This is a genomic window from Pseudomonas duriflava (assembly GCF_007830155.1).
Taxonomy (GTDB): Bacteria; Pseudomonadota; Gammaproteobacteria; order Pseudomonadales; family Pseudomonadaceae; genus Chryseomonas; species Chryseomonas duriflava.
Genome location: NZ_VLKY01000010.1, coordinates 160,681 through 179,809, shown reverse-complemented (window position 1 = coordinate 179,809; position 19,129 = coordinate 160,681). Strand labels below are relative to the sequence as shown.

The following is a 19,129-nucleotide window of genomic DNA, read 5'->3' as shown; positions in this document are numbered from 1 at the left end:
AAAGGGCAGAGTGGCCCAGAACTGGCCACGCCTGCCCTGAAGTAAGACCAACCGACCCGGTTGGATCAGGAGTTCTCGATGTCTTTGAGCGAAGTGCAAACTATGCGCACAGGTACTGTCACGCCTACCCGAAAGCCCGATCACCTGCAACGGTGGTTACCAAAGCTGGTTTTGGCACCTACTGCCGTCGCGATGATTGTCTGCTTGTATGGCTACATGCTGTGGACAGCAGTCATATCGCTGACGTCGTCCCGCTTCATGCCTCTTTACAAGTTTGCCGGGCTAGACCAGTACGAGCGCCTCCTCAATAACGACCGTTGGCTAATGGCGTGCAAAAACCTCGCTGTTTTTGGCGGGTTATTCATAGGGCTCTGTCTGGTGATTGGTGTGTTCTTTGCCATTCTGCTGGATCAGCGTATCCGCCGTGAGGGCTTTATTCGCACCATCTATCTATATCCCATGGCTCTGTCGATGATCGTGACCGGCACGGCTTGGAAATGGCTTCTCAATCCAGGGCTGGGGCTGGACAAGCTCTTGCGCGACTGGGGCTGGGAAGGTTTCCGCTTCGACTGGCTGGTTGATCCGGATCGAGTCATTTATTGCCTCCTGATCGCGGCAATTTGGCAGGCCTCTGGGTTCGTAATGGCCATGTTTCTGGCAGGATTAAGAGGGGTGGACTCATCCATTATCCGAGCCGCACAGGTAGATGGTGCTTCGTTACCTACAATTTACTGGCGGATCGTCCTGCCAAGCCTGCGTCCGGTTTTCTTTAGCGCCGTGATGATCCTGGCGCATATCGCAATCAAGAGTTTCGATCTCGTTATGGCCATGACGTCGGGCGGCCCCGGTTACGCGTCGGATCTGCCCGCAGTATTCATGTACCAGCACACGTTCACACGCGGCCAAATGGGGCTGGGTGCGGCCAGTGCAGTGCTAATGCTGGGTGCCGTGCTTGCGGTGCTCGTTCCTTATCTCTATTCCGAATTGCGGAGTAAGCGTCATGGCTGATTCCCTATCGCGCAAGCGCCTATCGTTTAACCGTATCGCCATTCATGCCACGTTGCTGGTGGCTTGTGCGGTTTATCTGGTACCGCTACTCGTCATGCTGCTTACTAGCTTCAAAACACCCGATGATGTGCGGGCCGGTAATTTGTTGACGTTGCCTGTGGAGTGGACGTTAATCGGTTGGGTCAAGGCATGGGACACGGTTCAGAGTTACTTCTGGAACTCGTTCATGATTACCGTCCCAGCCGTGATCATCTCTACCTTCATTGGGGCCTTGAACGGCTACGCGCTGTCGAAATGGAGTTTCAAAGGCTCGAATCTTTTGTTCAGCCTGTTGCTCTTTGGCTGTTTCATACCATTTCAGGTCATTCTGCTGCCTATGTCATTCACATTAGGCAAGCTGGGCCTGGCCAATACTACAGCCGGTCTGGTGTTGGTCCATGTTATTTACGGCCTGGCCTTTACCACGTTGTTCTTTCGTAACTACTACGTAGGGGTGCCTGACGCCTTGATCAAGGCGGCGCGTCTGGATGGTGCTGGTTTCTTTACCATCTTCTGGAAGATTCTTTTGCCACTATCCACGCCCATTGTAATGGTCAGCCTGATCTGGCAGTTCACTCAGGTCTGGAACGACTTCCTGTTCGGCGTAGTATTCGCTAGCGGCTCGGCCCAGCCTATTACTGTAGCCCTCAACAATCTGGTTAACACCAGTACTGGAGCCAAGGAGTACAACGTTGACATGGCAGCAGCCATGATCGCGGCGTTGCCGACCCTGCTCGTTTACATATTCGCTGGCAAGTATTTCGTCCGTGGGCTTACCTCGGGCGTTGTGAAAGGATAAGCATCATGGCTGCACTCGAACTACGCAATGTCCGCAAGACTTATGGAAACGCGGCTCAGGAGGCCCTCAAGGGCATCAATATCAGCATCGAGGCGGGTCAATTTCTGATCCTCGTCGGGCCCTCTGGTTGTGGCAAGTCGACCCTGATGAATGCTATCGCTGGATTGGAAGATATTTCCAGCGGAGCCATTTTACTGGGCGGTGAAGACCTGACCGGCGTCGAGCCGAAAGATCGCGATATTGCCATGGTGTTCCAGTCTTACGCCCTATATCCCACCATGACCGTACGCGAGAACATCGCGTTTGGCCTGAAAATCCGTAAGACGCCAGCTGAACAGATTGCGGCCGAGGTCGATCGGGTTGCCAAACTTTTGCAAATCGAGCATTTGCTTGATCGCAAGCCGTCCCAGCTTTCAGGCGGACAACAACAACGCGTGGCCATGGGGCGCGCCCTGGCGCGTCGGCCCAAGCTTTATCTGTTTGATGAGCCGCTGTCGAACCTTGATGCCAAGCTTCGCGTGGAGATGCGCACCGAGATCAAGCTGATGCACCAACGGCTCAAGACGACCACGGTTTATGTCACCCATGACCAGATTGAGGCCATGACGTTAGGTGATCGGGTGGCAGTGATGAAAGATGGGGCCGTGCAGCAGTTTGGTACCCCGCAGGAGATTTATAACAATCCGGCCAACCTTTTTGTGGCGAGTTTTATTGGCTCGCCGCCCATGAATTTTATTCCTGTGGCCCTGGAAAATCATGAAGGGCGTCCCGGCGTACGTCTGGACAGTGCTGGTGGAAGTGTATGTCTGCCCTTGCCTCAGTTGGCTTCCAATCTGGCTGATGGTCGAGAGGCAGTTCTTGGCGTGCGCCCTGAGCAGATCGGTCTCGGGCGAGGCCAGGAGGCGGGAGGGCCGGTGCTTGAAGCGCGTGTACAGGTCGTCGAGCCCACCGGGCCTGATACGCTCGTTTATGTCGAGGTGAACGGTGTTCAGGTTTGCTGTCGAATTGCTCCAGTCGACACGCCTGCCATTGGATCCAATATGTTGCTGGAGCTTGATATAGAGCGTCTCGTATTATTTGATCCTACAACAGGCGCACGTATCGCTTAGGAGAGAAACAAGATGACATTGCCGCGCGTGGTGGTTTTTGGCGAAGCCCTGACTGATCTGGTTCAGCATACTCCTGGTCAGTGGCGCGGCTATCCAGGCGGCGCGCCTTGGAACGTGGCAAGAACCTTGGCTCGGTTGGGGGTCTCTTGTGGTTTTGCTGGTTCAATCAGTCGAGACTCATTGGGTGATGATATTCACCAACAGACCCGGGAGGCTGGTTTGGATCTGCGCTTCCTCCAGTGCGTCGACGCTGATCCGCTGGTTGCGGTGGTTCCATCCAGCAGCCCGCCACGTTATTTCTTTGCCGGAGAAGCTGATCTGGCCTTTGACCCGGATCAGTTGCCTGAAGGCTGGCTGGAGGCGGCCGAACTCTGTCATTTCAGTTGTATCAGCCTGGCGCGTGAGCCCCTGGCGACGCGTCTGCTTCAGCAGGCCGAGCAGGCTAAGGCAGCTGGAAAGCGCATCAGTTACGATCCTAATTGGCGCAATCTAATGAATGACGACTATCGCCAACGGGTCTTTCCTGCATTCGTTACGTTAGCGGACGACATCAAACTCTCTGACGAAGACTTGGGGCATCTCTATCCCGGTGTGAGTCCAGAAAAAGGCCTGGCAACGCTTAGAGCATTGAATCCAGCGGCAAATCTTCTCTACACCCAAGGCGCTCGCGGTATTACTTTATTTAACGCCGAGGGGGAGTGGAATCAGCCGGGCTTGCCAGTTCGGGTAACGGATACGGTTGGCGCAGGGGACGCTTGCATGGCGGGTTGGTTGGCCTCTGGTCTTTTGTCCACAGCTACTGTCCAGGAGCGTTTGTTGTTTGCGGCCGCGTGTGCTTCGGTGTCCTGCCTGGTAGCAGGTGCTTATGCCCCAACATTGGCTGATGTACGCGCCATGATGGCCTCGTCCTCACTGCTTGCCTGAGGTTTTATATGAGCTTTCCTGATTTTCACCAGCGTGAAACGCTGCTTGATCACATACGCGCTACGCTTGCTTTCTATGTTCCGCGCTGCATCGATGAACGAGGCGGCTTCTTTCACTTTTTCCGCGATAACGGTGACATTTACGATCGTGAGACACGCCATCTTGTCTCTAGTACTCGGTTTGTTTTCAATTTCGCTATGGCGTACCGCCAGTTTGGAAATCGTGAATATCTAGATGCTACGTATCACGGCTTGCGCTACTTGCGTGAGAAACATTTGCAGCCTAATGGCAGTTATGCCTGGCTGCTCCGGGGCGATGAAATACTTGACGGAACCAATCATGCGTACGGTCTGGCCTTCGTCATCCTCGCCTATGCCCATGGTGTTATGGCCGGCGTTGAAGACGCTAGAGCATGGTTAGCCGAAACATGGGATACGTTCGAGCAGCATTTCTGGCGCGAGGCCGATGGCTTATATTGTGATGAGATAAGTCCTGACTGGTCCGAGGTGTCTTCTTACCGAGGCCAAAATGCCAATATGCATGCCTGCGAGGCGCTGCTGGCTGCTTTCGAGGCGACAGGTGAGCAGCGTTATCTGGATAGAGCCGAAACCCTGGCCCTTAATATGACCCAGCGGCAGGCAGCCCTGACCAAGAGCACGGCTCCTGTCGCAGCCTCTGTCCCTGAGGGGCTTATTTGGGAGCACTATCATGCGGATTGGTCCATCGACTGGGACTACAACCGCGACGACCCGGCCAATCTTTTCCGGCCGTGGGGATTCCAGCCTGGCCATCAGGTCGAGTGGGCCAAGCTGCTTCTTATCCTTGAGCGTCATCGCCCTCTGACTTGGCTAGCACCACGTGCTGCCGAACTGTTCGATGCTGCCTGGCAAAATGCCTGGGATATCGAGCACGGTGGTTTGTACTATGGATTTGCACCTGATGGCAGCCCATGCGACCCGGACAAATATTTCTGGGTGCAAGCCGAGGCGCTTGCCGCTGCTGCTTTGCTGGCTGCACGTACTGGAGAAGAGCGCTACTGGAAACACTACGACCAGCTATGGCAGTACAGCTGGGAGTTTTTCATTGATCACGAATATGGCGCTTGGTGGCGCCTTCTTGACCGTCGGAACAGGAAGTACTCCGATGAAAAAAGTCCGGCCGGTAAGGTCGACTACCACACCATGGGCGCCTGTTACGAGGTGCTGAATGTTCTGCCGTGATGTCTGGCTGATGACTAATTGGCGCCGGGTGTGACTGGGTTAACCATCAAAACTATAAAGGACGAGGAAATGTATAAGCACAAAGGCAAACTAGCACGTCACCTGGCGCTGTTGCCGTTCCTGTCATTGACGGCGCTAAGTGGAATAAGCGCTGCGCATGCAGCTGATGCTTTTGATCCGGAATCCAATACCATGACGGGTGATTGGGGTGGATTGCGAACCGAATTGCTTGAGAAAGGTTATGACATCAAGCTCGAGTATGTAGGGGAAGGCGCTACCAATATTCGGGGTGGCTACGATAAAGACCATACGGCACGCTGGTCGTCGCAGTATATGTTTGGCCTGGCGGTTGACATGAACAAAACCCTGGGCTGGGAGAACTCGGTATTCAAGGTCGCCATCACTTCACGCGACGGCCGTAATCTTACGAACGACAACATCGGCGACCCTCGTTCAGGCACATACTCCTCGGTACAGGAAGTTTGGGGGCGCGGCCAAACCTGGCGGTTGACTCAGTTATGGTTGAGCAAAGGCTTTTTCGACGGCCGACTGGACATCAAGGCTGGTCGTTTTGGTGAAGGTGAAGATTTCAACTCGTTTGATTGCGATTTCCAGAACCTGGCCTTCTGCGGCTCCCAAGTGGGTAACTGGGTAGGCGATCAGTGGTACAACTGGCCGGTCAGTCAGTGGGCAATGCGTGTCAAATACAACCTGACCCCCGAGTTGTTCGCTCAAATTGGTGCCTACGAACAAAATCCGTCTCTGCTTGAAACCGGAAATGGCTTCAAGCTGAATACTCATGGATCACAAGGCGCTATTTTGCCAGTCGAGCTGGTCTGGTTACCCACGTTCAACAGTCTGCCTGGCGAGTACCGCTTTGGTTATTACTACAGTACAGCCGATGCTGACGATGTGAATGGCGAGGATAGTCATTCCAGTAAGCACGGTTACTGGATCGTGGCCAAGCAGCAATTGACCACTCGTAATGGCGACGCGTCTCGTGGTCTAAGCGTATTCGCTAACTTCACGCTACACGATAAGGACACCAATAAGGTCGATAATTACATCCAGGCGGGCGTTGTATATAAGGGGCCATTTGATGCACGTCCAAAGGACGACATTGGTTTTGGCGTTGCTCGTATACATACCAACGAGGATGCACGTGACGCCCAGCGTGCTGCCAACGAGGCCAGTGGCGCGACGGATTATGATGATCCGGCCTATGTTCCGCTGCAGTACAGTGAATATGATGCCGAGCTTTACTATGGCGTACACGTCACTAACTGGCTAACCGTACGTCCAAATATTCAGTACATGCGTCATCCGGGCGGCGTAAAAGAAGTGGATAACGCTATCGTGGGCGGCTTAAAGGTCCAAGCAGTTTTCTGATCCGGTAGCGGTGCTGGACGTGGCGGGTGGAGGATATACTGTCCGCTGCGTTCAGATCATGAGGTGCGTACGTGGGTAAGGTTGAAAGCCCCTGTGTCAGTCAGTGCAAACTTAAAGATGAAGTTTGTCAGGGATGCGGCCGTAGCCGCGAAGAAATCAAGGGCTGGAAAGCCATGAAAGACAAAGAGCGAAAGGCTGTTGTCGATAAGGCAAAGAAACGACTCAAAAAGCTCAAGTAATTTCAGGAAAACCCAAGGCCAAGAATCATTTGGCCCTGGAAACCCATCATTACAACTCTTCCTGCTCTTCCTCCATCGGATAACGGGTCGCGACTAGGCTTTCTTTAACCTTGCGTAGGTGAGGCTGAAAATCAACACCGCGCCGCAGCGTGACTCCGGTAGCCAAAATATCCAGTACAGTAAGCTGTACGATTCGCGACGACATCGGCATGTAGATGTCTGTATCTTCCGGAACGGGAATGTCCAGGCTCAATGTCGATACCTTGGCAAGCGGCGAGTTGGCTGCTGTCATGCCAATTACTGACGCACCGTTGTCGCGTGCCAGCTTTGCCACGTCTACCAACTCTCGCGTACGGCCGGTATAGGAAATAATCACAAAGATCTCACCGGTCTGTGCTACCGAAGCCAGCATACGCTGCATGAGAATATCGGAATGGGCCGACACGGCCAGGCCGAAGCGGAAAAATTTGTGTTGAGCGTCCAGTGCTACGGGAGCCGAGGCACCCAAACCAAAGAAATGAATTTGCCGAGCCTGGATTAGCAGATTTACGGCGCGGTTGAGTACTTGCACATCTAGTCGCTGACGCGCATTGTCGAGAGAGGCGATCGTGCTGCTAAATATCTTTTCGGAGTAGGCCTCGGGCTCATCGTCTGCTTCAACCGCCTGGCTGACATAGACCGCTCCGCTGGCAATGCTTTGCGCCAGCTGGATCTTCATCTCCGGGTAGCCGCCGATGCCCAGGGAGCGGCAGAATCGATTAACGGTAGGCTCACTGACCTTGGCAGCTTGAGCCAGCGCGGCAATGGTAAGGCGAGTAGCCTGCCGAGGATTATTTAGAATGACCTCGGCTACCTTGCGCTCTGCACGGTTGAGTTCTGGCAGGCGGGCCTGAATCAATTGCAGCAATGTGCTGGCACGATCCATCAAATGCTCCTGAAAGTTGTCTTCCCTTTATCGTACAGCTATAGAGAAATAAGACAGTACTAAAGGTTTTATTAAATTTTTGCTTTTTCTACTACGTAATCGGGCAAAGCTCACTTAAACTTGAGCTTTCATTCATCAACTTTTCGTAAAAGAACGAATATATGCCAGCAGTTCGCGTACTACCTTGCACTTTGGCCCTGTTCGGCGCGTTGGGTGATCTTGCCCTGCGCAAGTTGTATCCGGCACTGTATCAGCTCGACCGAGAAGGGCTCCTTCACGACGATACCCGGATCATCGCATTGGCCCGGCAACAGGGAGAGGATGCCAAGCAGCTTGCGCATATCGAAGAGCGCTTGCGGCATTATGTACCGAGCGCTGATTGGGATCAGGCCGTATGGGAGCGGTTTTCCGCTCGCCTCAGTTATCGTGCCATGGATTTCCGTCGCGAAGAGGACTATCAAGGTTTGGCTGAAGATGTTAGCGATGCCGAGACCTTGATCGCTTATTTCGCTACGCCTGCATCAGTGTACAGTGCAATTTGTGAAAACCTCCACTCCGTAGGGTTAAGCGACCGTACTCGTGTCGTGATGGAAAAGCCTATTGGTCATGATCTCGAGTCGTCCCGCGTTGTAAACGATTCGGTGGCCCGTTTCTTCCCGGAAAGCCAGGTCTATCGCATCGACCATTACCTGGGCAAGGAAACGGTTCAGAACCTGATTGCCTTACGCTTCGCCAATAGCCTGTTCGAGACGCAGTGGAATCAGAACTACATTTCCCACGTTGAAATCACCGTGGCTGAAAAGGTAGGTATCGAAGGTCGCTGGGGCTATTTCGATCAGGCTGGCCAGCTACGTGATATGGTGCAGAACCACCTGTTACAACTTCTCTGCCTAACTGCGATGGACCCGCCCGCCGACTTGTCAGCCGATAGTATTCGTGATGAAAAAGTTAAAGTGCTTAAGGCGCTTGAGCCAATCACGGCCGATCAGCTGGCCAGTCGCGTAGTGCTTGGGCAATACACCAGTGGTTATAGCGATGGCAAGCCGGTCCCGGGCTATCTGGAAGAAGAAAACTCCAACGAAACAAGTCGTACCGAAACCTTTGTAGCTATTCGGGCCGATATTCGTAACTGGCGCTGGTCAGGCGTGCCTTTCTATCTGCGTACTGGCAAGCGGATGCCGCAAAAGCTATCGCAAATCGTCATTCACTTCAAAGAACCGCCACACTACATTTTCGCGCCTGAACAGCGGAGCCTGATCAACAACCGGCTCATTATTCGGATTCAGCCGGACGAAGGGATTTCTCTACAGGTCATGACCAAAGATCAGGGCTTGAGCAAGGGAATGCAGTTGCGCAGCGGTCCGCTACAGCTCAATTTCTCCGAAGCGTTTAAATCGGCACGTGTGCCTGATGCGTACGAGCGTTTGCTCTTGGAAGTGATGCAGGGTAATCAATCTCTGTTCGTTCGCAAGGATGAGATCGAAGCGGCTTGGCGCTGGTGCGACCAGCTGCTCGAGGGGTGGTCGAAAATGGGCGATACGCCTAAATCTTATGCAGCCGGCACATGGGGCCCGCTGACATCTATTGCGTTGATCGCACGTGACGGGAGGTCTTGGTATGGCGATATCTAATTTGCCGCAAGGTGTTGAATTCATCTGTGTAGATAATCGTGAAGCCCATGCTGAAGCCTTGACGGCAGCGGTGGTTGAGGCGCTATGTCACGCCATTGAACAGAAGGGCGAGGCGACGCTAGTGGTGTCCGGCGGTCGAAGCCCGATACCGTTTTTTGAGCGGTTATCTGTACAAGAGCTGGATTGGTCGAAAGTAACCATTAGCTTGGCGGACGAACGGTGGGTGCCTTTGGAGCATCCGGATAGCAATGGTGGACTCATTCGCAAGCACCTGCTCTGTAACGCTGCGAAAGCCGCCACGCTGGTCGATTTATATACATCGAGTGAAAGCGTTGAGGCTGCTGCTCGCCAAGCCAATGAGGTGCTACAGCAGAATCTGCCCAAGCCTATAGACGTCTTGGTGCTGGGAATGGGTGACGATGCGCACACAGCCTCTTTGTTCCCAGGAAGCCCAGGACTTGAAGATGCACTGGATCCCGCTAGCGAACAATTGTGCCTACCCATGTGGGCGCCCTCGGTTCCACGCCAGCGTCTAACTATGACGCGGGCGTTGCTGTCAGGTGCACACTATCAATTTCTGGCTATCCAGGGCGAAAGTAAGCTGGCGGCACTGCAGACCGCTGCGACGGTAGGTGACGAGCTGGCAACGCCCATTCGTGCCTTCTTGCGCAAGCCGCTAAAGATTTATTGGTGTTCCTGAGATGACTGACATGCAAAACAAGATCGCTGCCATCGACGCGTTGAGCCAGAAAGCCCGTATCCTGCCCGTCATCGTGATTAACAGTCCCGACGATGTGCTGCCTTTTGCCGACGCTATGGCTGCCGGGGGCCTTAAGGTACTAGAAATCACCTTGCGTTCGGCTCATGGGCTAGAGGCGGTGCGTGTATTGCGCAAGGAGCGCCCTGAGCTGACCGTTGGGGTCGGCACAGTGCTGGATACCGACATGTTTGCAGCGGCGGTCGATGCTGGTGCTCAGTTTATCGTAACGCCTGGCTGCACCGATGAACTGCTTCAGGCTGGGGTAGATAGTGACATACCGTTGTTGCCTGGTATTGCTACCCCGTCGGATATCATGCGTGCTTATGCCTTGGGCTATCGCCGTTTCAAGTTATTCCCGGCTAATGTGTATGGTGGCGTCGATGCGCTGAAAGCTTTTGCTGGCCCGTTTGGTGAATTGCGTTTCTGCCCTACTGGCGGGGTCAATCCGGGCAATATTAAAGCGTACTTTCAGCAGAGTAATGTCATGTGTGTAGGCGGTAGTTGGATGTTGCCGTCCGATGTTATCAAGGCGCGTGACTGGACGCGAATTGAACAGCTATGCCGTGAAGCGCTGGCTGCACTCGATTAAGCCATTCGAGCTGCTGCCTCGGTAGATACAGCTCTTCTCACGACGCCATCGGTCCGCTTTTCAAGACTTCGATGGCGTCGCGTCATTAAGCCGCTAGGCTCTTGATAGTCATAGCGCTATTATGCGCGCTCTTTAGTGTTGCCGCTTACACCGGGAGGTGCCAGATGAACGACAACCCTCATACCCCTATCGGGGAAAAACTTCAGAAAGTCCTGTCTCGCGTTGGTGTCGGTTCGCGCCGCGACGTTGAAGCCTGGATCAGCGAAGGCCGTATTCAAGTCAATGGCGTGACAGCTACCCTGGGTCAACGCGTGACGCCTCAGGATGCTATTGCCGTAGACGGACGCCTGTTGCGCCGAGAAGATACTGCCGAGACTGTTCGTCGCGTATTGATCTACAACAAGCCTGAAGGTGAAGTTTGCACCCGGGATGACCCTGAAGGACGGCCTACAGTGTTTGATCGCCTGCCGCGCCTGCGTGGTGGGCGCTGGATCAATATTGGACGTCTCGACATTAACACGACAGGTTTGTTGCTGTTCACCACAGATGGCGAGTTGGCGAACCGTTTGATGCATCCATCGTATCAAATGGATCGTGAGTATGCCGTCCGGGTACGCGGTGAAGTCGATGAGGCCATGATCGAGCGTCTTAAGACCGGTGTCATGCTGGAAGACGGGCCTGCCCGCTTTACTGATATACAACAAGCTCCTAATGGTGATGGCTTTAACCACTGGTTCCATTGCGTAGTGATGGAAGGTCGGAATCGTGAGGTTCGGCGCCTGTGGGAATCACAGGGCGTTTTGGTGAGTCGCCTCAAGCGTGTCCGCTTCGGGCCGGTATTCCTAACGGCTGAGCTGTCTATGGGGCGCTGGCGAGAAATGACCCAATATGAGATCAATGTTCTTAGTGCAGAGGTAGGGCTTGCCCCGATCGAATTGCCACCAGTAACGGCTAAAGCACGTGAAAAGCTGGAACGCTTACAGCGTAAGTCCAACAAGCCTGTAGAGGCGGGGCGTGGAAGCCGTACCGATAGGCGTCACGGCAAGCCACACGCTGAAGGTCGGCGCGGCGAACGCAGCAGCGGCACGCCATTGGCCGAGCGTCCAGCAGAAAGCGGTCGCAAGCGTCCGAGCCACTCTCGCCCAGAGCGCCAGCCCTCCGAAGGCGAGCAGTCTCGTGAGCGTACTGCTCCTGCTTCACGACGTAACGCGCCGTCCCGTGACGGGCAGCGTCCCGGCTCGGGTAGCGGGCGTGGTAAGCGATAGGTTTCATAAACCTGCTAGTAGGTACAAGGCTCGCTTCGTCGGGCCTTGTTTGTTTTAGGGCCGAAAGGGCCTTTATCGCGCTTTGAATCTCCGGTTCAGAATGATCTGAGTCAGAAGGCCGGCAATCAACCCCCAGAAAGCTGAGCCGATACCTAGTAACGTCATGCCCGAGGCGGTAACTAAAAAGGTTATCAGGGCTGCCTCACGCTCCTTAGGATCATTCATAGCGCTACTCAGGCCATTCATGATCGAGCCTAATAGGGCCAGGGCTGCAATCGATAGAATTAACTCTTTAGGCAGCGCCGCAAACAAGGCCGCCAACGTTGCGCCAAATGTTCCTGCAATCCCGTAAAACAGACCGCACCACAAGGCCGCCGTGTAACGCTTTTGTGGATCCTCATGGGCGTCAGGGCCAGTACAAATCGCTGCGCTGATAGCCGCAAGGTTAATACCGTGGGATCCGAATGGGGCAAGTATTACTGAGGCCAGTCCTGTAACGGAAATGAGCGGTGAGGCCGGTGTGTGATAACCATCAGTACGTAGGACTGCTATGCCCGGCATGTTCTGGGATGCCATGGCGACAATGAACAAAGGGATACCGATGCTGATAGCTGCAGATAAAGAAAATGCCGGAGGTGTCCAGACGGGAATAGCCATTTCGAGATGGAGTTGCTCGAAGTGAAGCAGGCCTAGGATGGCCGCCAAGGCTATTCCAGTTCCTAATGCAGCCAGAACAGCATAGCGAGGGGATTGGCGCTTTACGAACAGATACGTGAAGAACATGACAAGGACGAGTAATGGCTGTTTCTCTGCGGCTGAACAGATTTCCACGCCGATGCGGAACAGAATTCCTGCCAGCAAGGCTGCTGCCAGCGAGGCAGGTACCTTGCGCATAAGCTTGTCAAAGCTGCCTGTAAGACCACATAGAGCCAATAGAAGCGCACAGAGTATGAATGCACCAATTGCCTCGCCATAAGGCACTTGGGGTAGGCTGGTCATAAGAAGAGCAGCGCCGGGAGTAGACCAGGCAATCACTATGGGCGCACGGAAATGCCAGGATAGGCTCATCGTAGTGACGGCCATACCAATGGATAACGCCCAGATCCAAGATGAGATCTGCCCGTCAGACAGGCCAGCATTCTGGCCCGCCTGAAACATCAAGACGAGCGAGCTGGTGTAACCGACCAGCATGGCGACGAATCCCGCCACGATGGAAGAAGGAGAGGAGTCAGATAACGGGCGTAAGACATTGATTGCAGACATGGAGCAGTCTTCAGTGAGTGGATAGCACTAGGGGGTAGAGCGAGCACATTAACAAGGCAGCCATTGTCCAGTTGAAGATACGAAGACGGGTAGGTGTGCCGAGTAGGCTGCGCAAGGCCATGCCGAACAGAGTCCAAGCACTTACGCTGGGAATGTTGATCAAGGCAAACAGCAGGGCGATTAATATCAAGTTGCTGTAGAAATCCTGGGTGGGCAGGTAAGTGGTGATAGCCCCAATCGCCATGACCCAGGCCTTTGGGTTTACCCACTGGAAGGCAGCGGCTTGAAAGAAGCCGAAGGGCTTGCTGCAGGCTGGTTCGGTGGGTGTTGGAGGTACTGCTGTAGCGATTTTCCAAGCCAAATAGGACAGGTAAAGAGCGGCAAGTAGTTTTAGGCCGGTGTGCAGGACAGGATACAGAGTGAAAAGTTGTCCCAATCCCAGTCCCATGAGGATAACCATGAGCATATGCCCTAGGCTGATGCCGAGCATATGCGGAAGGGTGCGGCGAAACCCGTAGTTGACGCCGGACGCGAGCAACATCATGTTGTTCGGGCCTGGCGTGACGGAGGACACGAAGGCAAACATTATAAAGGCCGCGAGTAGTTCAGGCGTCATGGGCATATTCCTTTTCCATTTAGCATAAACACCTAGGAACTCAGCGTACCGATACACCCATTTTCAGAAGTAGCCATACAGTGGCTGCAGTCCATGCTTCAAGAAGATGGTTCCGATAAGGGCTCTGACTTGCCAGCCAAGGCTCTGTTGATGGCGAACCACCCATTAACTGCTACTTCGCCTGCTTCGCTGAAGGCCCGCTCGAGCAGCTTTACCTGCTCACGACGCAACAGCTGCTCATACTCTGCGCCGGTCCGTGTCAGATTCAGGCTGCGCTTGCGCTTGTCTTCGATAGCGGACCCGATTATGACCATGTCCATTTCTACCAGCTGGCGTAGCGGCATATTAAGCGCTTGCTTGGTAACACCCAGGCGTTGCAGCAGGTCCTTGTGGCATAGACCGGGTGAGCCAGCGATAAAGAACAGGATGCGCTGATGAACTCGGCTCAACCCTCGTCGTGACAGCATTTCATCCGCTTTGGCCGTAAAAGCCTGGTAACCAAAGAAGAAGGCTTGCATGGCCTGACGCTGGGTTGTTGTGTTTTTAAGGTCAAACATATTGACGTTTCTATTCCATTCGTCGTAGTTTCGGTCAAATAGTTTGTCTTATCAGAGCGCTGTCGACTACAGGTACGTCCAAGGCTTTTCCAAATCTTTAGCTCGAGCTGGAGCGGTCGCACCTAGCATGAATCGGTTTTCACGCCGGATCTGGCGCAAGGTAGGACGATAGCGGAGTCTTTCTAGACACAGGCTGTTCATCAAGAAAATCTGGCCGCGCAAGGAGGTTGTTATGTACCGGATCTATGGAGATCAACGCTCTGGAAATTGCTATAAGGTCAAGCTCATAATGGCCTTGCGTGGTTTTGCCTATGAGTGGCAGCACGTCGACATCTTGAAAGGCGAGACGCGTTCTGCAGCGTTTTTGGCCAAGAACCCTAACGGCAAAATCCCGGTACTCGAATTGCCGGATGGCACCTGTTTATGGGAATCAAATGCCATTCTCAACTATCTAGCCGAAGACAGTGTCTTTTTGCCCAAGGAGCCTCGCTTACGTACCCAAGTGCTGCAATGGCAATTTTTCGAGCAATATAGTCACGAGCCTTATGTGGCTGTAGCGCGCTTTATTCAATTGTATTTGAACATGCCGGAAGAGCGCCGAGCCGAGCATAAGAAAATGTTGTGTGAGGGTTATAGGGCGCTCAACGTAATGGAACAGCAACTATCGCGTACGCCTTATCTGGTCGGCGATAATTATTCAATTGCTGATATTGCACTGTATGCCTATACCCATGTAGCAGATGAGGGCGGGTTCGACCTTGTTGGCTATCCAGCCATCACGGCATGGATGGCCCGTATTGCTTGTCATCCACGTCATGTAGGGATGCATGACTGACAACACTAAACCTAAAGCGCCACAACTTGAATCAAAAACAGTTGTGGCGCTTTAGGTTTTAGAGCAAGGCGTTGGCTGAAGAAGTGCCTGTACGTGTCATTACCGCTTCCCGCTGTATGTTGCCACTGATAGGGGAAGCCGGGATTCGTTTGATAGATTCTTTAACTCGATCCGTTACGCGATATCCACTCGGGTTTTGTACTTGCCAACGCCAAGCATCAGCGATCATGGCAGTTAGGCCTCGTTCGGCTTTCCAGCCTAGTTCACGCTCGGCTTTGGTTGGGTCTGCCCAGCACGCAGCAATATCACCCTCCCGTCGAGGTGCCAAACGATAGGGGAGACGTGTTTGAGTGATCTCCTCAAAAACCCTTATCAGCTCCAGTACTGAGTGCCCCTGTCCCGTTCCTAGGTTCCAGATGTGAGCGCCTTTCACCTGACGCAGTTTTTCCAACGCTAGCAAATGGCCTTTGGCTAGATCGACTACGTGGATGTAATCGCGAATTCCGGTGCCGTCTGGTGTTGGATAATCCGCGCCATATACATTCAACTGTTCCAGCCGGCCAATGGCCACTTGAGTAATGTAAGGCAACAGGTTATTTGGGATACCGCAAGGATCCTCACCAATGAGGCCTGACTCATGTGCACCAATAGGGTTGAAATAGCGCAATAACGCTATCGACCAGCGCGGATCGGCATTCGCCAAATCACGCAGGAGATTTTCCACCATCAGTTTGGACTGGCCGTACGGATTGGTCGGTAGGCCTGTTGCTGCCTGTTCGTTGATGGGCACGGTTGCGGGCGTACCGTAGACTGTTGCCGATGAGCTGAACACCAGGCGGAACACGCCAGCATCCGCCATGGCTTGGCAAAGGGTCAGGCTGCCACCTACATTGTTGTCATAGTAGTTCAGTGGATGGCGTACGCTTTCGCCTACAGCTTTAAGTCCAGCAAAGTGCAGTACCGCTTCGATCGGATATTGTGCAAACAAAGCATCAAGTTGAGCCCGGCGGCGAATATCGCCTTTGACAAAATGCAAGGTACGTCCTGCCAGTTGCTCTACACGCTGTAGCGCTATACGCGAGCTATTACATAGGTTATCCAGTACAAGGACATCATGTCCTGCCAGCAAGAGCTCGAGTACTGCATGAGACCCGATATAGCCTGCGCCCCCCGTCACTAGAATCATCGTCACGCTCCACTGGTCAAGTCTTCAAACAAACCACGCCGACACAGCCTGGTCGTTCGGAAAGATCGGCTGCGGTTTACGAAGCGGCAATACAATGAGGAAGTGAGTATGTGCGAAAAATTTGCACGTATATGGCCAGACCTTGGGAGATGGCCACTAGTTCCTCGAGGATTGATTCAAATAGAGAAAGGGCTGTATCGACGAAAGGAGGGGAACCCACTCGGCTGACTGCTAGTCGAACCGCCAATGGCCGGTGGCTCCCGCCAATGGCCGGTGGCTCCCATTGTGCCTTGGGGCGCTGTAGCTCATTCGGACAGGAATCAAGCAATGAACTCGAATAGGCCGTACGGGTTCCTTTACTTGCATGCGTACAAGTCGAGGAGAGATTGATGAGCTGGGCTGGACCCTTTCAATACGAGATTGGCAAATCACGACAGGCTCACCTGTCATCTACAGGGTTCGACGCAGCGGCTAGGGAGCATTTTCCTACACTGCTTTGCCTGTCCCATCTACGGTGGAACTTCGTTTACCAACGGCCCCAGCACCTGATGTCCCGTTTCGCCCGGGATTACAATGTTCTTTTTTTCGAAGAGCCGTTACCTACTGACGATCCTAATCCCTGGCTTGAAGAAATCGATGCTGATTTAGGCATTACCCGGCTTGTGCCCCGTTTTCCTGTCGGACTTGAGGGCGAGGCTGCCGAGGCGGTACTCAAGCGTTTACTAGATCGACGCCTGGAAGAAGCTGATATTCAAGAAGCGGTACTCTGGTATTACACGCCTATGAGTCTGCCGTTCAGTCAGCATATAAAAGCTTCTATAACCGTTTATGACTGTATGGATGAGCTGTCCGCCTTTCGAGGCGCACCGCCCGCCATGCTCGAGCGTGAGCGGCAATTGCTGGAAAAGGCCAATGTCGTTTTTACAGGGGGCTATAGCCTCTATGAAGCGAAACGCGAGCGGCATAAAAATGCGCATCCTTTTCCCAGCAGTGTTGATATCGCTCACTTCGCCCAAGCGCGCGAAGAGCAGGCCGATCCCGCTGACCAGGCAGCAATCCCGCATCCTCGCTTGGGTTTTTACGGTGTAATCGACGAGCGTCTGGACATCGATTTGCTCGATACCATCGCTCAACAGCGACCTGACTGGCACATCGTCTTGATCGGGCCTGTGGTTAAGATCGCTCCTGAAAGTCTTCCCAAACGCGACAACATTCATTTGCTGGGCGGCAAGGTTTATGACGAGCTGCCTCATTACTTGGCAGGCTGGGATGTAGCGATCATGCCATTCGCATTAAATGAGTCGACTCGTTTTATCAGTCCTACCAAAACGCCGGAGTACTTGGCTGGTGGAAAACCTGTTGTATCTACGCCAATTACCGATGTTGTTAGAACGTACGGGCAATCGGGCGTTGTTCGAATCGCTGATAGTGCCGAGGCTTTTATTAGTGCAGTAGAGGCGTCGTTAGTTGATGCTCAGGATCGGGAGGGTTTGCTCAAGGCAGCCGATGCGATTCTGGGAGAAATGTCGTGGGACACTACCTGGCAAGGCATGACGGAGCAGATGAAATGCGCACGATGAACGAGGGGGAATCCATGTCAGCAGGTGTAGCTATATCCAATGAGTCGAAGCGTCAGGGGTTCGATTATCTAATCGTAGGGGCTGGTTTTGCCGGCAGCGTTCTTGCTGAGCGTTTGGCTGCTGGGCTTGGCAAGCGTGTACTCATTGTTGATCGTCGCCCGCATATCGGTGGGAATGCCTATGATCATTATGATGAGGCTGGCGTGTTGATTCATCGCTATGGGCCGCATATCTTCCATACCAACTCACAGCGTATCGTAGATTATCTTTCCCGATTTACGGAATGGCGTTCCTATGAGCATCGTGTGTTGGCCAACGTTGATGACCAACTGGTACCAATTCCTATCAACCGGACGACGTTGAACAAGCTATACGGGCTTGATCTTCAAAACGATGAGGAGGCCGCTGAATATTTGGCAGGCCGCGCTGAGCCGGTAGAGCATATCCAGACCTCTGAAGACGTAGTTATCAATCAGGTAGGGCATGAGCTGTACGAAAAGTTTTTTAGAGGCTATACCCGTAAGCAGTGGGGGCTAGACCCGTCGCAACTGGATAAGTCAGTAACCTCACGCGTACCGACCCGTACCAATACAGATGACCGCTATTTTAGCGATACCTTCCAAATCATGCCGTTGCATGGTTTTACGCGAATGTTCGAAAAAATGCTGGATCATCCTAATATCAAGGTGATGCTTAACACGGATTTCCGTGAGATCCGCGATGAGATTCAGTTTGATCATCTGATCTACTCCGGCCCGGTCGACGAGTATTTCGATTATTGCTACGGAAAATTACCGTATCGCTCACTCAAGTTCCGTCATGAGATGGTTAATTCAGCTCAGTTCCAGCCCGTCGCCGTAGTTAATTATCCCTCTGAAGATGTCCCGTATACCCGTATCAGTGAGTACAAGCACCTGACCGGACAGGAGCATCTCAAGACTAGCGTTACCTATGAATATCCCTCGGCAGAGGGCGATCCCTATTATCCTATTCCACGTCCAGAGAACGCTGAGCTTTATAAGCGTTACCAGGAACTAGCCAATTCCACTCCTAACGTAACCTTCCTGGGACGTCTTGGTACTTACAAGTACTACAACATGGATCAGGTCGTTGGTCAGGCATTGGCAGCCTACAAACGCATCGCTGAAGCAGAAGGCATCATCGAAGAGGCCGCTGAAACAACAACGGCTTGAAG

The 19,129-nt window shown here is 53.3% G+C and carries 19 protein-coding genes; 14 read left to right on the top strand and 5 right to left on the bottom strand.

The window, feature by feature from the left end:
* The first annotated feature begins 102 nt into the window (after nt 1–102).
* The 7 genes from IQ22_RS15525 to IQ22_RS15495 all read left to right on the top strand — a co-directional run bounded on the left by IQ22_RS15525 (nt 103) and on the right by IQ22_RS15495 (nt 6,727).
* Nucleotides 103–1,008, top strand: a complete 906-nt coding sequence (locus IQ22_RS15525; RefSeq protein ID WP_425298870.1) for a carbohydrate ABC transporter permease — start codon at nt 103–105, stop codon at nt 1,006–1,008.
* Nucleotides 1,001–1,846, top strand: a complete 846-nt coding sequence (locus IQ22_RS15520; protein ID WP_145143610.1) for a carbohydrate ABC transporter permease — start codon at nt 1,001–1,003, stop codon at nt 1,844–1,846. Before IQ22_RS15525 ends, IQ22_RS15520 begins: the two co-directional genes overlap by 8 nt.
* 5 nt (nt 1,847–1,851) lie before the next feature.
* Nucleotides 1,852–2,955, top strand: coding sequence for an ABC transporter ATP-binding protein (locus tag IQ22_RS15515; RefSeq protein WP_145143608.1), 1,104 nt, complete (start codon nt 1,852–1,854; stop codon nt 2,953–2,955).
* 12 nt (nt 2,956–2,967) lie between these two features.
* A complete protein-coding gene (locus IQ22_RS15510) occupies nt 2,968–3,879 on the top strand; it encodes a carbohydrate kinase family protein (RefSeq protein ID WP_145143606.1) in 912 nt (303 codons plus the stop codon).
* An 8-nt stretch (nt 3,880–3,887) separates the two neighbouring features.
* Complete coding sequence (locus tag IQ22_RS15505; protein WP_145143604.1) at nt 3,888–5,099, top strand: AGE family epimerase/isomerase; 1,212 nt, start codon at nt 3,888–3,890, stop codon at nt 5,097–5,099.
* Nucleotides 5,100–5,168: 69 nt separating this feature from the next.
* Nucleotides 5,169–6,488, top strand: coding sequence for a carbohydrate porin (locus tag IQ22_RS15500; protein WP_145143602.1), 1,320 nt, complete (start codon nt 5,169–5,171; stop codon nt 6,486–6,488).
* A 71-nt stretch (nt 6,489–6,559) separates the two neighbouring features.
* Nucleotides 6,560–6,727 carry a DUF1289 domain-containing protein gene (locus IQ22_RS15495; protein ID WP_145143600.1) on the top strand — a complete coding sequence of 56 codons (168 nt, stop codon included), beginning with the start codon at nt 6,560–6,562 and terminating at the stop codon, nt 6,725–6,727.
* A 49-nt stretch (nt 6,728–6,776) separates the two neighbouring features.
* Here IQ22_RS15495 and IQ22_RS15490 read toward each other — a convergent pair whose 3' ends face one another.
* The gene (locus IQ22_RS15490; RefSeq protein WP_145143598.1) at nt 6,777–7,652 is read right to left on the bottom strand and encodes a MurR/RpiR family transcriptional regulator; all 876 of its coding nucleotides are present in this window, start codon (nt 7,650–7,652) and stop codon (nt 6,777–6,779) included.
* 161 nt (nt 7,653–7,813) lie between these two features.
* On the opposite strand from IQ22_RS15490, the gene zwf reads away from it, so the two are divergent.
* The 4 genes from zwf (at nt 7,814) to rluB (ending at nt 11,897) form a co-directional block, all read left to right on the top strand.
* Entirely contained in the window at nt 7,814–9,283 is a 1,470-nt protein-coding gene (gene zwf / locus IQ22_RS15485) for a glucose-6-phosphate dehydrogenase (protein ID WP_145143596.1), read from the top strand.
* Nucleotides 9,270–9,983: a 6-phosphogluconolactonase gene (gene pgl, locus IQ22_RS15480; RefSeq protein ID WP_145143594.1), complete on the top strand. Its 714-nt coding sequence runs from the start codon at nt 9,270–9,272 to the stop codon at nt 9,981–9,983. The genes zwf and pgl overlap by 14 nt, the downstream gene beginning before the upstream one ends.
* 1 nt (nt 9,984) lies before the next feature.
* Nucleotides 9,985–10,632, top strand: a complete 648-nt coding sequence (locus IQ22_RS15475) for a bifunctional 4-hydroxy-2-oxoglutarate aldolase/2-dehydro-3-deoxy-phosphogluconate aldolase (RefSeq protein WP_145143592.1) — start codon at nt 9,985–9,987, stop codon at nt 10,630–10,632.
* A gap of 164 nt (nt 10,633–10,796) precedes the next feature.
* Nucleotides 10,797–11,897 carry a 23S rRNA pseudouridine(2605) synthase RluB gene (gene rluB, locus IQ22_RS15470; protein WP_145143590.1) on the top strand — a complete coding sequence of 367 codons (1,101 nt, stop codon included), beginning with the start codon at nt 10,797–10,799 and terminating at the stop codon, nt 11,895–11,897.
* 72 nt (nt 11,898–11,969) lie between these two features.
* On the opposite strand, the gene IQ22_RS15465 is transcribed toward rluB, so the two are convergent.
* From IQ22_RS15465 to IQ22_RS15455, 3 genes are all read right to left on the bottom strand, one after another.
* Nucleotides 11,970–13,160, bottom strand: a complete 1,191-nt coding sequence (locus tag IQ22_RS15465; protein ID WP_145143588.1) for a benzoate/H(+) symporter BenE family transporter — start codon at nt 13,158–13,160, stop codon at nt 11,970–11,972.
* Between the two features lie 10 nt (nt 13,161–13,170).
* A complete protein-coding gene (locus tag IQ22_RS15460) occupies nt 13,171–13,776 on the bottom strand; it encodes a LysE family translocator (RefSeq protein ID WP_145143687.1) in 606 nt (201 codons plus the stop codon).
* A 98-nt stretch (nt 13,777–13,874) separates the two neighbouring features.
* Nucleotides 13,875–14,333, bottom strand: a complete 459-nt coding sequence (locus IQ22_RS15455) for a MarR family winged helix-turn-helix transcriptional regulator (RefSeq protein WP_145143586.1) — start codon at nt 14,331–14,333, stop codon at nt 13,875–13,877.
* Nucleotides 14,334–14,565: 232 nt separating this feature from the next.
* Here IQ22_RS15455 and IQ22_RS15450 point away from each other — a divergent pair, with 232 nt between their 5' ends.
* On the top strand, nt 14,566–15,168 hold the full coding sequence (locus IQ22_RS15450) for a glutathione S-transferase family protein (RefSeq protein WP_145143584.1): 603 nt from the start codon (nt 14,566–14,568) through the stop codon (nt 15,166–15,168).
* 58 nt (nt 15,169–15,226) lie between these two features.
* On the opposite strand, the gene galE is transcribed toward IQ22_RS15450, so the two are convergent.
* Nucleotides 15,227–16,354 carry a UDP-glucose 4-epimerase GalE gene (galE, locus tag IQ22_RS15445; RefSeq protein ID WP_145143582.1) on the bottom strand — a complete coding sequence of 376 codons (1,128 nt, stop codon included), beginning with the start codon at nt 16,352–16,354 and terminating at the stop codon, nt 15,227–15,229.
* Between the two features lie 389 nt (nt 16,355–16,743).
* Between galE and IQ22_RS15440 the strand changes: the two genes are divergently transcribed.
* Both IQ22_RS15440 and glf read left to right on the top strand, forming a co-directional pair.
* Complete coding sequence (locus tag IQ22_RS15440) at nt 16,744–17,934, top strand: glycosyltransferase family 1 protein (RefSeq protein ID WP_145143580.1); 1,191 nt, start codon at nt 16,744–16,746, stop codon at nt 17,932–17,934.
* A gap of 14 nt (nt 17,935–17,948) precedes the next feature.
* Nucleotides 17,949–19,127, top strand: a complete 1,179-nt coding sequence (glf, locus tag IQ22_RS15435; protein ID WP_208733646.1) for a UDP-galactopyranose mutase — start codon at nt 17,949–17,951, stop codon at nt 19,125–19,127.
* Nucleotides 19,128–19,129: the final 2 nt, after the last annotated feature.